Origin of the sequence: Bacillus sp. P14.5, from assembly GCF_003316765.1 — a bacterium.
Taxonomy (GTDB): domain Bacteria; phylum Bacillota; class Bacilli; order Bacillales; family Bacillaceae_B; genus Rossellomorea.
The window spans coordinates 67455-80263 of record NZ_NIJF01000078.1 but is presented as its reverse complement, the minus strand read 5'-3'; the positions used below and the strand labels follow the sequence as shown (position 1 = coordinate 80263).

The 12809-nt window shown below is 41.4% G+C and carries 14 protein-coding genes; 10 read left to right on the top strand and 4 right to left on the bottom strand.

Annotated features, from left to right (window positions below; genetic code table 11):
- Both B9Z54_RS24880 and B9Z54_RS14110 read right to left on the bottom strand, forming a co-directional pair.
- Window positions 1-195, bottom strand: a 195-nt coding sequence (locus tag B9Z54_RS24880; RefSeq protein WP_162785219.1) for a hypothetical protein, incomplete at its 3' end; no start/stop codon positions are given.
- Between the two features lie 165 nt (window positions 196-360).
- Window positions 361-2460: an ATP-dependent Clp protease ATP-binding subunit gene (locus B9Z54_RS14110; RefSeq protein WP_113929002.1), complete on the bottom strand. Its 2100-nt coding sequence runs from the start codon at window positions 2458-2460 to the stop codon at window positions 361-363.
- A gap of 284 nt (window positions 2461-2744) precedes the next feature.
- Between B9Z54_RS14110 and B9Z54_RS14105 the strand changes: the two genes are divergently transcribed.
- Together B9Z54_RS14105 and B9Z54_RS25760 are read left to right on the top strand one after the other, a co-directional pair.
- A complete protein-coding gene (locus tag B9Z54_RS14105; protein WP_113929001.1) occupies window positions 2745-3785 on the top strand; it encodes a YkvI family membrane protein in 1041 nt (346 codons plus the stop codon).
- A gap of 64 nt (window positions 3786-3849) precedes the next feature.
- Window positions 3850-3975 (top strand): DUF6254 family protein, encoded by a 126-nt coding sequence (locus B9Z54_RS25760; protein ID WP_240189929.1) that lies wholly within the window; start codon window positions 3850-3852, stop codon window positions 3973-3975.
- 126 nt (window positions 3976-4101) lie between these two features.
- Here B9Z54_RS25760 and B9Z54_RS14100 read toward each other — a convergent pair whose 3' ends face one another.
- The gene (locus tag B9Z54_RS14100; RefSeq protein WP_113929000.1) at window positions 4102-4281 is read right to left on the bottom strand and encodes a YkvS family protein; all 180 of its coding nucleotides are present in this window, start codon (window positions 4279-4281) and stop codon (window positions 4102-4104) included.
- Window positions 4282-4545: 264 nt separating this feature from the next.
- On the opposite strand from B9Z54_RS14100, the gene B9Z54_RS14095 reads away from it, so the two are divergent.
- Both B9Z54_RS14095 and B9Z54_RS14090 read left to right on the top strand, forming a co-directional pair.
- A complete protein-coding gene (locus B9Z54_RS14095; protein ID WP_113928999.1) occupies window positions 4546-4740 on the top strand; it encodes a hypothetical protein in 195 nt (64 codons plus the stop codon).
- A 346-nt stretch (window positions 4741-5086) separates the two neighbouring features.
- On the top strand, window positions 5087-5827 hold the full coding sequence (locus B9Z54_RS14090; protein WP_113928998.1) for an SDR family NAD(P)-dependent oxidoreductase: 741 nt from the start codon (window positions 5087-5089) through the stop codon (window positions 5825-5827).
- Between the two features lie 199 nt (window positions 5828-6026).
- On the opposite strand, the gene B9Z54_RS14085 is transcribed toward B9Z54_RS14090, so the two are convergent.
- Complete coding sequence (locus tag B9Z54_RS14085; RefSeq protein WP_113928997.1) at window positions 6027-6437, bottom strand: PilZ domain-containing protein; 411 nt, start codon at window positions 6435-6437, stop codon at window positions 6027-6029.
- 81 nt (window positions 6438-6518) lie between these two features.
- Between B9Z54_RS14085 and B9Z54_RS14080 the strand changes: the two genes are divergently transcribed.
- The 6 genes from B9Z54_RS14080 to B9Z54_RS14055 all read left to right on the top strand — a co-directional run bounded on the left by B9Z54_RS14080 (window position 6519) and on the right by B9Z54_RS14055 (window position 11804).
- The gene (locus tag B9Z54_RS14080) at window positions 6519-7481 is read left to right on the top strand and encodes an AAA family ATPase (protein ID WP_113928996.1); all 963 of its coding nucleotides are present in this window, start codon (window positions 6519-6521) and stop codon (window positions 7479-7481) included.
- A gap of 2 nt (window positions 7482-7483) precedes the next feature.
- On the top strand, window positions 7484-8677 hold the full coding sequence (locus tag B9Z54_RS14075) for a DUF58 domain-containing protein (RefSeq protein ID WP_205207716.1): 1194 nt from the start codon (window positions 7484-7486) through the stop codon (window positions 8675-8677).
- Entirely contained in the window at window positions 8647-9921 is a 1275-nt protein-coding gene (locus B9Z54_RS14070) for a hypothetical protein (protein WP_113928994.1), read from the top strand. Before B9Z54_RS14075 ends, B9Z54_RS14070 begins: the two co-directional genes overlap by 31 nt.
- Window positions 9922-10017: 96 nt before the next feature.
- Window positions 10018-10644 (top strand): ABC transporter ATP-binding protein, encoded by a 627-nt coding sequence (locus B9Z54_RS14065; protein ID WP_113928993.1) that lies wholly within the window; start codon window positions 10018-10020, stop codon window positions 10642-10644.
- Between the two features lie 5 nt (window positions 10645-10649).
- The gene (locus B9Z54_RS14060) at window positions 10650-11432 is read left to right on the top strand and encodes an ABC transporter permease (protein ID WP_113928992.1); all 783 of its coding nucleotides are present in this window, start codon (window positions 10650-10652) and stop codon (window positions 11430-11432) included.
- Window positions 11433-11549: 117 nt separating this feature from the next.
- Entirely contained in the window at window positions 11550-11804 is a 255-nt protein-coding gene (locus B9Z54_RS14055) for a hypothetical protein (protein WP_113928991.1), read from the top strand.
- Window positions 11805-12809: the final 1005 nt, after the last annotated feature.

The window sequence follows — 12809 nt, the reverse complement described above, 5'->3', positions numbered from 1 at the left end:
GCAGCTGGCGAGGATCCGTACCCATTGGGACACTTCGGAACAATTGCCTATCGGAGTCGAGCCGGCAGATTCCGCTTTTGTTTCGTCCAGCTGCAGCGCCCGAGGGTACGCACCAACCGGAACGGACTTAGCCCCTCGGATTAAATAACCCGAAGCGAATAAAAGGAAGAGCGCCTTTTTTTCGCTCCGGAACATTTGCCTGTCGGGGCTGTTCAAGGCGCTTCCGCTTTTGTATCGTCCAGCTGCAGCGCCTAGCCCCTCGGGGTCAAATAACCCGAAGCGAATAAAAAGGAAGAGCGCCTTTTTTCGCTCCGGAACATTTACCTGTCGGGGCTGTTCAAGGCGCTTCCGCTTTTGTGCTTACCTGACAATAATTTCTCCTTGTTCCAAGACTGCAGTCATTTGTTTTTTATCAGGGTGATCCAGAATAAAGTCTGCAATGGTGTCTTCAAGCTTCTCTTGTATGATTCGGCGCAGGGGGCGTGCCCCGAAGTCCGGATGATAACCATCCTCCACCAGCTTTTCTTTGGCTTCGTCGGTAACGGTTAAAGTAATGTCCTGTTCTTCAAGTACAGAGTAAAGTTCATTCAATAGAATATCAACGATTTTCTTTAGATCATCAGTATTCAATGAATTGAATTCCACTATATTATCAAATCGATTAAGGAACTCCGGCTTGAAATAATCCTTAAGATTGTCCAGAATAGAAGTTTCCTTCATTGTGTGGCTGGTAAAACCGACGTGTTTCTCTTTGATTCCGACACCAGCATTACTTGTCATGATGATGACAGCATCCTTGAAACTGACAGTTCTGCCTTGGCTGTCTGTCAATCGTCCATCTTCAAGAATCTGCAGGAACATGTGCTGGACATCAGGATGTGCTTTTTCAATTTCATCGAGCAGTATGATGCTGTAAGGATTTCTGCGCACCTTCTCTGAAAGCTGGCCGGCTTCTTCATGTCCTACATAGCCGGGAGGAGAACCAATCAGCTTGGAAATACTGTGTTTCTCCATATATTCACTCATATCCAGTCTGATCATACTATCAGAAGTACCAAACAGCTCCTTGGCAAGCGTTTTGGATAATTCAGTTTTACCAACGCCGGTAGGGCCGATGAACAGGAATGACCCAATTGGACGGTTTTTGTTCTTGAGTCCGGCTCTGCTTCTCCTGATGGCTTTGGATACCGTTTTAACAGCTTCCTCTTGCCCTATGACCTGATTGCTAAGATGCATTTGTAGTTCTTTCATTTTTTGCTGTTCATCTTCTTGGAGCTTGCCGACTGGAATCCCGGTTTTCTTTTCAATTAATTCTTGAATCAGCTCAGCGTTTACCACAGAATGTTCTTTCTCGTCCTGTGACTGTAAAGCCTCTTCCAATTCAATTTCTTCATCTCTTAACTTGGCTGCAAGCTCATAGTTTTCATTTGAGAGTGCATTCTCTTTTTCTACTGCTATTTGTGATAGTCTGCCGAGGACGTCATTTCTATCCTTTTTTCCCTGACGAAGGTTTTCATGTGAACCGGCTTCATCGAGAAGGTCAATTGCTTTGTCAGGCAAGAAGCGGTCCTGGATGTACCGTTTCGAGAGGATGACACAGCTCTCGATGGCTTCATCACTATATTTCACTTCATGAAAATCTTCGTATTTCTTTTGAAGGCCCTTAAGGATTTTGATTGCCGCTTCTTCAGAAGGTTCTTTTACGTGAATCGGCTGGAATCGTCTTTCTAATGCTGCATCCTTTTCAATTTGCCTGTATTCCTTCAGAGTTGTTGCCCCTATTAATTGTAACTCTCCACGTGCTAGAGCAGGCTTAAGGATATTTCCTGCGTCCATACTTCCTTCAGCAGATCCTGCGCCTACAATCAAATGGATTTCATCTATGAACAACAGAATATTTTTACGGGTTTGGAGTTCTTCGATAAGAGCTTTTATCCGCTCCTCAAACTGGCCGCGGATTCCTGTGTTAGCCACTAAAGAAGCAACGTCAAGGAGGATGACTTCCTTATTAAGTAATTTTGAGGGAACATGTCCCTCCGCAATCCTGATAGCCAGTCCTTCAGCTATAGCTGTTTTCCCAACACCAGGTTCACCTATTAGTACAGGATTATTTTTATTTCGGCGGTTCAAGACCTCTATCATTCTTTCCAATTCATCATTACGCCCTATCACCGGGTCGATAAGGTCTGCTTTGGCGAGGTGGGTTAAATTTCTTCCATATTGGTCCAAGAAGGTTTCCTCTTGCCTTTTCTTTTGAGCGGCAGGCTGAGGTGCCCCCTGTTGATTACCAGCTGACCCTTGGCTTCCGGAAAAATTCTGGAAAGGATTATGGCCGGTATTAATCAATTCTTTCTCCTGGGAGTAGCACTCTTGACAGAGAAATAAAGACTTTTTGCGACCATTGATATTAAACTGAAGATTTACTTTTGCTGTTTTTTCATTGCAATTTTGACAAATCATTAAGGGTTCCTCCTTTTAAAATATCTTGATGGGCTTTCTGAGTGTATCTATATAAACAAGGATGAGTCTTTTAAAATGTTTGATCATTACTGACCTTACATAAATTATACTTTGACTAATTTTGACTTTCAAGATTTTTGCTTTGGAAATTATCTCCTTTGAGTGTGGGATTTGTACTTCTTAATCCACCTGCTTGTACATAAGGTTAAATAGCGGCTGCAGGTTGGAATTTTAATCTGTACAAGGATTCAAAAAGTGCAGCAAGTTAATGTGGGGTGTGATAGATGAAGAGATGGAGCGGTATATTTCAATTGGCCGCCGTATATGTAGGGACAATTATAGGGGCAGGCTTTGCTACTGGAAGGGAAATTGTCGAGTTTTTTACACGTTTCGGCTTTATTGGATTGGTCGGCATCTTAATCAGTGGTTATTTATTTATCTTTCTCGGAGCAAAAATCATGGTGAAGGCGCACCAAATCAAAGCTAAATCTTATGAAGAATTTAATGAGTATCTGTTCGGGAAATGGTTTTCGAAATTTATGAACATCCTGATGATGCTCATGCTGCTTGGCGTAACAGCTGTCATGTTGTCTGGAGCGGGTGCGGTTTTCGAGGAGCAGCTTGAAATGAATAAACAAACAGGGGTGCTGCTGTCAATCTTTCTGGGCTTCATCGTTATGATGATTGGAATGAAAGGGTTATTTGCGGTCAATACCCTCGTAGTGCCGATTATGATCATTTTTAATATTTCCATCATGCTGGCAAATATCTTTGAGCCTGATTTCATTGAGTCATTATTAAAGATTCCGCACGCGGATGATGGCTGGAAAGCGGTCATAAGCCCGTTTTCTTATGCTGCATTCAACCTTGCCATGGCTCAGGCAGTCCTGGTACCTGTGGCAGCACAAGTGAAGGATATCAAAACGGTAAAGTATGGAGGGATTCTAGGAGGGATACTGTTAACGATCATATTGATATCTAGCCATTTTACTCTCATTATGATACCGGATGTAACTTCCTACGAAATTCCGATGGCCATAGTGATGAAAAGCATGGCAGGAAGCTTGTACGGCATCTATATTTTTATTATATTTGGCGAGATATTCACCTCTATAATCGGCGGGGTATTTGGTTTGGAACAGCAGATGGCTAATTATTGGGACGGAAGAAGGATTTTCATCACTCTCATTATTTTTGTCATCATCTATCTTCTCAGCTTTTTTGAATACAGTCAGCTTCTATCTTATCTATATCCGCTTTTCGGCTATTTAAGCCTGCTGTTCATTATCCTGTTATGGATGAAGCCTTCAGGAGATAAATTATAGTATTTGCATGAACCTTTGGTGTAAAGGCCACTCTAAAGAGAGAATGAAAAAGGAGGAAACTCATATGACGAAATCAAAACATGAAAAGGAAAGACAGTGGAATGTAAGGAAGCAGGATCAGCATCCGCATGGAAAAGTGGAGTCGTTCAAGGAGTTGGAAGGCGCGAGCATTTCAAAGGAAAAGAAATAGGAAGAGGAACCTCCCTGAGTTAAGGGAAATAAAATCGTTCTTTTCGGGGATCTCGTTACTGAAAAGAACGAGATCCGGCAAATACAGCCTGGTATATCTTTGAAGTATACCAGGCATTTCTATACACTATGCTTCAATGATTTTATAATTTTTATGATTAACCACAGTTTTTTCTTCAAGTTCAAGGTCGCGGAAATTTTCCATGAAAGTCAGATCGACAATGACGGAGTTTTCATTAACTTTCTCAACGATCCCTTTTAGGCCATCTTTAAATTCAATCAGGTTACCCACTTCTGCTTTCTTCACTAATCTCTCTCCTTTGTCAAAAGTTTCAGAAACAATTAATTACAGTTTGCCTCAAAATAGCCAAAAGGTAAAGAACTTTATCATAATATTATTATAATAGTCTGTTAATATTAGAATTATTTCTTTGACCGCTTAGCTATAAGGAGATGAAAGAATTATATAATAGGCAGAACTTGAACAGCGTGCTAAACTATTATAGGAAAATCCATTACACTCTAAAAAAGGCAGCCCGCAAAGCGGATGGATGTCAGAAAGGGGAATCATATGGAAGAGCAGGAAATAGCAGCGGTTCTTGATGAATTAAGAAACAAAGGGATTGATGAATACAGGGTTAGTAAGTCTGATTTCCTCCAATTCAGGAATGTCTTGATTACACAAAATGATTTTAAATTTTTTCGCGGAATTGCCCAGCAGGGGGGCGACATCATTTATACATATATGGATAAGCCGCGAAGCTGAGTCTGCCGTCATCTGGCAGACTTTTTTATTGCTTAGGAAATGATAAAATTCATCTTTGTGAACAACTTTTAACTTTGCTAGCCACGTCCAGCTTCAGCGCCTGAATGCTCGGGTAGAATAACCCAAAGAGAATAAAAGGAAAGACCGCTTTTTTTCTTTTTGGAACATTTTCCTGCCGGGGCTGACCGAGACGAGTGCGCTTTTGTTCTTTTGTCTGTATGGCTTTTTTTATAGCTTCCCTTCTTCATTACCAGGAGCTAAAGGGAAGTATGGCACTTCATATAAAGAGCAGCAAAGTTTAGCTGGGAATGTATTTGGAAAGATTACTTTAAAAGGAGGCATATGAATGAGGGAAAATAAAGTAGCCATTATAACAGGCGGGGCGAACGGTATAGGAAAAGCTATTGTCAAAAGGTTCAGCCGGGAGGGCTATACTGTGATTCTTGTAGATAAAGAGGAAGACGAGGGCACTCGAATTTCCATGGAACTTAAAGGTGAAGGGAAATCTGTCATCTTTAAGAAGTGCAACGTAGGTAATTATGCAGAAGTTAAAAAGTTGTTCACTGATGTAGAAAACAGTTACTCCAAAGTGGACGTCTTGATTAATAATGCTGGGATCTCCAAGTTCAAAAATTTTTGGGAAATGGAAGAAAAAGATTGGGACGAAGTGATTTCAACCAACCTAAGCAGTGTCTTCTATCTTTCCAAGGAAGCTGCCCCTCTGATGAAGGAATTTGGAGGAAGCATAATTAATATGGCCTCGACACGGGCAGCGATGTCTGAGCCTCATACTGAGGCATATTCTGCAAGTAAAGGCGGTATTGTCTCATTGACCCATTCTCTGGCAATGACGCTCAGTGAGTATAATATAAGGGTGAACAGTATCAGTCCAGGCTGGATTGAAACGGGTGATTACGATAGCCTTAGGGAAAAAGATCATTTTCAGCATCCTTCTAACCGGGTAGGTACACCTGACGATGTGGCAAGAGCCTGCCTGTTTTTATGCCATGAGGAAAATAATTTTATCATTGGCGAGAATCTGGTGATCGATGGAGGAATGACAAGAAAAATGATATATGAACATTAATCTTCTAATGTTTCTTGAGCAATAAGATATTACAGACTCCAATGATCGCCACAAATAAAATGCAGACAGCAATATTCCAAAGCATTTTGAGTTCCTCCTATGATGGTTTATTCCATCATAGACGCCGGTTATTTATAAAATTTATGAATAGTTTAAATATTTTGTAAATATTTTTTCTAGCAAAAAGAAGCAGCTGACTTCACTGCTTCTTTTTGGCTTCCTTTGAATAGGTTTTCAACGTTTTAACGATTAATTCCTCTGTTTCAGCATCTTCAATAGAAGTAAATCCGTAGTACATTTCTTTTCCAGCGCCTTTCCTCCAAATTGGATGCCCGGACATGCTGATTGAATGCCCCATTATTTCAAAATTAATTTCCATCTCAAAATCAAGACGGTCGATCGGCAATGTGTATTCAGTTTTAAAACGCATCCCTTTGGGGCTTAAATCAAGGACAAACAAGGCCCCTTCTTTCGTTGAGGAATAATCCTCACCTTGATTGACCAGCAGCTTGAATCTGCCCGGTAGTGGCGTGTTAAAAGTATAACGAAATGACTCTTCACGCTTAAATGATTTCAACTTGTTCACCTGCCCTAAACTTACTACATCCATTTTAACGGAACATCTTTTTCCTGTATAGAATCGTTACGATTATTTAGAAAATTAAGTATTTGATATTATTTTTTTGATATAATGAAAAAAAAGATAATTGGGGGAGTCAACGTGTTTGTCAAGAAATTGAAAGACGAGATAGGAAAAGTAATGATCGGTATGGATCATGAAATAGAATTGTTAAGTATCGCTTTGCTGCAGGGAGGGCATGTATTATTTGAAAGTGTACCGGGAACTGGGAAAACCATGCTGGCGAAATCCTTTGCGGCATGTATTCAATCGAGTTTCAGCAGAATCCAGTTTACACCTGACGTACTTCCGAGTGATGTGACAGGTATCCACTATTTCAATCCAAAAGAAAACGAGTTTGAACTGCGGCCTGGTCCGGTCGTGACAAATGTGCTTCTAGCGGATGAAATAAACAGGGCGACTCCAAGAACCCAATCAAGCCTTCTGGAAGTCATGGAGGAAAAACAGGTGACAATTGAAGGTGAAACCCTGAAGCTGGAAGAGCCCTTTATAGTCCTTGCCACGCAGAATCCAGTTGAGTCACAGCAAGGCACCTTTCCGCTCCCGGCAGCGCAGCTTGATAGATTTTTGTTGAAGGTTCCGATTGCCTATCCAGAGTTTGAGAGTGAGAGAGAAATGTTAAGGAGGTTTAAGTATAAACAGCCTCTGAATGATCTGCATCCTGTTATTACTCCAGAAGAACTTAACAAATGTGCAAGAGAAGTAAAGGAAATTCATGTTTCAGAGGATATAGAATCCTACATCCTGCAGATTGTCAGAAAAACCAGGGAACATGAGCTGATAGAATTGGGAGTAAGCCCCCGCGCAAGCCTGGCGTTGATGCGTGCCGCTCAAGGGATGGCTTATGTTAAGGGTAGAGAGTACGTAACACCTGGGGATATTAAAAAGACAGCAAAATATGTACTGAGCCACAGAATTTCTTTGACTCCGGAAGCCTCGCTGACTAAAACTAATGAAGGTATCATGGAAGAGCTGATAGAAGAAATCGTAGTTCCGGTGGAATCGAGGGTGTGATTGTGGAGTGGAGCAGAGAAACGACTGAACTGCAATCAATAACTGTCTGTACCTTCTTAAGCCTGATACTGGCATTGCTGGGACTCTTCTTTCAAAATGTCTTTCTCTTGCTGATCTTCCTGATCTCGTTTCTTATATTTTACAGTGCGCAAGTATACATAAATAAAGCAGGAGAGAAGCTTGCATTTCAAAATCAAAGATCCAGAGAGAAGCTCAATAAAGGGGACCAGGGTGTCTGGTCTTTTACCTTCAGGAATGGCGGAATGCCGATTTTAAATGGTTCATTGATCCTTCGGTTTAATGATGTGGTACATCCGGTGGAAGCTGCCTACGATGAATTCCCAGGCGGAATCATTGAGATGAGGGTTCCATTTTCCATTAATAAACATGAATCCATATGTATTGAGTTCCCGGTTAAAGCACAACGGAGAGGACTGGCTAAGATTGATAAGATGTTTGTGGAAATCCCGAATCTGTTTGGCAGCGGGGAGGTGCACATGCAATACAAAAAGCCTGTAAAAACAGAACTGCTTGTGTTTCCGCAGAAACAAACGGTTGATGGTTTTACTTCAGCCCATTCAAAAACACAAGGATTATTTACTGTTCATGATTCATTATTCAAGGATCCTTTTCAGCCTGTTGGAACCAGAGATTATTCACCAGGGGACAGTTTTGCCGACATCAATTGGAAAGCGACGGCAAGGATGCAGTCACTTCAGACGAAAGTTAATTCTCCCGCAACAAGCCGGAATTGGCTGATCACTCTTAATATTTCTTCGCAGTATTCAATCACTGGAGAATTGGAAGATTTGATTGAACGGACAGCGTATATGATCGATATGGCTGCAAGGAACGACATCCCATTCTCACTTGCCATAAACGTTCGTTCGTTGAACAGGACACCATTCTATTACCTTCCGATCGGAGAAGGCAGGATGCAGCGTCAAAGAGCGCTGGAAATGCTGTCGGTCCTTTCTGTGGAAGATGTGACTTTTCCATTCAGTATCATGTACCAATACTTGATAATGCATCACCACGTTCCTCCGGTGCTCATTTCTGCCGGAATTCAGGATTATGAAAGTGAAAAGTTATTATCAATAATAAGCCAGAGGGATGTTTCAGTCTTCCTCTTGGAAAATATAAAAGAACAAGGAGTTTTGAGAACATGGAAACAGCACAGCCGGAAATTCGCCTGAGAAGAAATGCGTATGTTACACGGGTTTCGGTGAAATTAATGGGGGATACTTTGCTGCTGCTGGCTTTTCTCACTTTTTTTACAACTGAAACTATTTTCCTCGGGGAAGTCCTTCCCTTCCTGCTCCTTGCTTTGGTGATCACTTTGCCATTGGTATGGGCAGGTTTTGAATCCAGCAGAAAATTCAATGCAGCTTTTCTTGGAATAAGTGCGACCCTATTTCTGATTGATCAATTTTTTCTCGGACTGCCGTGGTGGTTCTCACTGTTCCTGTTGTTCTTGCTGCACTGGAGGACTTCGACCCACCTTGAGGAGGAAAGAGACTCACGCTATGAGGTGAGCGGCGGGTATATGCTGGCTTTCTTGATTATCACCCTCTCTTCATACGTTTTTCAGAATATCTATGAAAAGCAAACTATAGCAATCATTCTTTTCATATTTTTGGGTGGAATGTTCCTTTACAGCGGAGGTACATATTTAGTAAGAGTTGCAGAAAGTGCAGGGCATACAAGGAAAACAACCAGAGTGAAATCTGCTGTCCTGCCCTTGCTTTTCACCGGACTCTTATCCATCTTGACCGCTGTCCTTGCATTAGTGAGTGATACAGTCGGCAGTGCAATTCATTACCTGATGGGCGGGGTGTTTTGGGTCGTGTCCTTTCTGGTTGATCCATTATGGCAGCTGATTAACTGGTTTATGGGACTGCTGCCTAAGGGAATGTCAGAGGGGCTTCAATCTTTAAGAAGACCTGATATGCCTTATGAAGTAACTCCCGAACTACTTGAGGACAACAGCAGCAGGCTCTTCCTTTCATGGTGGAATGAAGTTCTGATTGTTGTCTTGGTTCTTGTCATATTGATATATATATGGAGGCGCTATAGGAACAAAGGCTGGGTGGAAGAAGAAGGCCCAAAGAAATATGCCGGCTATTCATCGCGTAAGGAATCAGCCATAGCAGAGAAAGATAGCCAATCAACCAATACTTGGTATTCAACTGCAGACAGTGAAATAAGAAAGGAAATTCTTTCATTGGAAAAACTAGCAGAAAAGAATGGAATGTACCGATTAAATGGTGAAACTCTTCAAGAGTGGCTTAAGAGGCTTGGCCTTCAATCGGATAAGGAATTCTATCGTCTCTATGAAGAAGTCAGATACGGAAATAAGGAAGTTCCGATTGATAAAGCAGCTTGGTTCAAGGATTGTGTGGACCATGTGAAAGCCAAAATACCCGGAAAAAAGTATTAAAGGAATCCAAAAGAGCATAACTGCTCTTTTTTTGGGTACATTTCCATTTAAGTATCTTCCTTGGACTAACATACAAACACAAAGGGGGGATTATAAATGTTCACTTTAGAAAAAGTCTCGTATTATGATATTCTGAATTCCATAAATATGAAATTTGAAGAAGGAAAGGTCACTTGTATTACGGGTCAAAGCGGAGCGGGGAAATCAACCATTCTTAAATTCCTCAATAAAATGATTCTTCCAACTGAAGGGCGGGTTTTTTATAAAGGGATGCCGTTGGAATCAATTGATTCGGTGGAGCTTCGGCGTCAGGTGGTCATGCTTCAGCAGGACCCGGTCATTTTTCAGGGAAATATAGAAGATAATTTACAGATCGGCTTGAAATTTTCGAAGCAGGACCCTGCTCCCCGCAGTGCTTTAAAAGAAGCTTTGAATGTGGTCATGTTGGAAAAGGCATTGAGTGATCTCTCTGAAAAACTATCGGGAGGTGAAAAGCAGCGCTTGGCTTTGGCACGAATCCTTTTAATGAATCCTTCGGCATATCTCCTTGATGAACCTACTTCAGCCCTGGATGGAGAAACTGAAGCGGCAGTGATGGAAAGGTTTATTCAATCTGTTAAGGAAAGGGATGGCACGGTCATCATGGTCACCCATTCCGAGGTTGTCGCTGACAGGTTTGGCGAGGAAAAAATTCACTTACAGTATAGAGAAAAAAGCAGGTGAACTGAATGAATGACGGCATAATCGATATTGAACTCACGAGGCTGATAGCAGCATATATTTTTGTTCTAGTTCTTTTATTGATTGTTAAGGTAAGGAAAATATCCAGGGAAAAACAAATCGCCATCGCTACATTGAGAATGACCATACAACTGATCCTTGCAGGTTATATTCTCACGTACATATTTGAAAATCCACATCCACTTCTCACGATCTTGATTATCTTGATCATGGAGATATTTGCGATTCGAAATGTTTTCAAGCAAGTAAGAGAAAGGCTGTCCAGGCAGATGAAAATGATCATCACTATCTCGATGTTATCAGGGAGCCTTGCGAGCCTGCTGTATTTCAACTTGATCGTCATCCATTTCTCTCCATGGTACGAACCCAGATACTTCATTCCGATAGCGGGTATGATTATTGGAAACTCCATGACGGGCATCACACTCGGTGTAAAGACGTTGATGCAAGGATTTTCAGCGAGCAGAGCTGAAATTGAGGGTGCACTGATGCTCGGAGCAGAACCTCAGGTGGCTTCAAAGCCATATGTGGATAATGCATTTGATTCAGCGGTGCTCCCTACCATCAATAACATGCTGGGAATGGGGATTGTTTTCCTGCCAGGAATGATGACAGGACAGATTCTTTCAGGAGTGAGCCCCCTTCTGGCAATCGAATATCAAATTGCCATTCTTCTTGGGATATTGGGAAGTGTGTCACTGACTGTGATCATTTTCATTCTGTTGGGGTACAGGACCTTTTTTACAAAAGACAGCAGGCTTCATGATTGATCCCGCGCGACAGCAAACAATATGTTTTTTCCAGCCCTTCACTATTCTATCAGTTCTATTTTTCTGCTCAAGGACATAGGCTTTAGTAGAATCACTTGATAGAAAGGGGAATGAGGAATGAACATTGAAGTGGAGCAGGCATTGAAAGTGAAGAGCATTGCGTTAGATATAATAGAGGAATTATTGAAGGATGAAGCCCATTTTAAGGAAAAGGATTTAAAACAGACCGCTGAAATGCTGTCAAGATGTGTCTGTGATCTGGTTAATGTCTACACGGGTATATCAGAATCTCATGAATCAGCACTGAAAGGAACGATTGCCAAAGCGAGAATCAGTTATAATGCGATTGCAGCGTATAAGCAGAAGGTATAATTTCAATTGTACTCACGCAGCAATTGAAGCAGAGGAAAAGTCAACGAGGCTGGGACAAAACCTTATTAAAAGGCTCTCTTCGTAAAGAATGTAACTGAGTAAAAAGAATGGATTTCCGCTCCAGGTGCACGACTCCGCGGGGCGGGCGGTGAGCCTCCTCGGCTTTGCCTGTGGGGTCTCACCTGTCCCGCTAGTCCCGCAGGAGGTCGCACACCTTCCGCTCCAATCCGTCTACGTTCAGGAAAAACGGTAAATAACCTTAAGAGCAACATCTTTTAAATAGAGCCTAATAAAATAAAGAAACCGTATGAAGTCAAGTATATAAACTTGATCTCAAGCGGTTTTATTTTCGATTATTTCAACTTGAATCGATTAGTTTTCTACTTATGTCCCCAGCCTCGTTGACTTTTTTCTTATCACTTTAGCTTTAGAATTTTTTAAAAGTCATTATGGAACAATCGCCTGCCTGGCCAGGAAAGGTACTTTCTCAATAAATCGATGGAAAGATACTGAGTTAAGGAAATTTGGAGCAGTGACAGTGGCACTTATTAAGGCGGTTCAGTATTTTGGATAGTAAATAGAGAAAAAAAGTTCCCTTGTATACTAAAAAACACTGAAAATAGCTAAAATAGGGGAATGATATTCCCTTAATTAACTTAATGCACTAAAATAATGAGTTTTTGAATCATATAAGGGAAAAAACTTCCTTTTTTTACTCCAAAGTCAGCTTGAAATTGCAATTAACGGAAAAAAGTTCCCTTATTTTTATCGCTTTAATACTTAACTAAAAAAATGAAAGTCCGATTTCGCAATATGGCCTACTCCATCAGGCGCCCGCCAAGCGGAGTCGGGTTTCTTGAACGGAAATCAACACTCTCTTATACTGCCTGAAGCGAAAAACACAGGATTCTGCCATTTTTAGTCTTTGCTGGACTTTCCAGTGACTTTGAATAAAGAGGCGATTTTTTTGTACACCTTTTAAATACGTTTATTTTAGGCTGATGA

Coding starts and splice junctions, on each gene's coding strand:
- B9Z54_RS14110 (WP_113929002.1), bottom strand. CDS start 2,460: ATGATTTGTCAAAATTGCAATGAAAAAACAGCAAAAGTAAATCTTCAG.
- B9Z54_RS14105 (WP_113929001.1), top strand. CDS start 2,745: ATGAAGAGATGGAGCGGTATATTTCAATTGGCCGCCGTATATGTAGGG.
- B9Z54_RS25760 (WP_240189929.1), top strand. CDS start 3,850: ATGACGAAATCAAAACATGAAAAGGAAAGACAGTGGAATGTAAGGAAG.
- B9Z54_RS14095 (WP_113928999.1), top strand. CDS start 4,546: ATGGAAGAGCAGGAAATAGCAGCGGTTCTTGATGAATTAAGAAACAAA.
- B9Z54_RS14090 (WP_113928998.1), top strand. CDS start 5,087: ATGAGGGAAAATAAAGTAGCCATTATAACAGGCGGGGCGAACGGTATA.
- B9Z54_RS14085 (WP_113928997.1), bottom strand. CDS start 6,437: ATGGATGTAGTAAGTTTAGGGCAGGTGAACAAGTTGAAATCATTTAAG.
- B9Z54_RS14080 (WP_113928996.1), top strand. CDS start 6,519: ATGAAAAAAAAGATAATTGGGGGAGTCAACGTGTTTGTCAAGAAATTG.
- B9Z54_RS14070 (WP_113928994.1), top strand. CDS start 8,647: ATGGAAACAGCACAGCCGGAAATTCGCCTGAGAAGAAATGCGTATGTT.
- B9Z54_RS14065 (WP_113928993.1), top strand. CDS start 10,018: ATGTTCACTTTAGAAAAAGTCTCGTATTATGATATTCTGAATTCCATA.
- B9Z54_RS14060 (WP_113928992.1), top strand. CDS start 10,650: ATGAATGACGGCATAATCGATATTGAACTCACGAGGCTGATAGCAGCA.
- B9Z54_RS14055 (WP_113928991.1), top strand. CDS start 11,550: ATGAACATTGAAGTGGAGCAGGCATTGAAAGTGAAGAGCATTGCGTTA.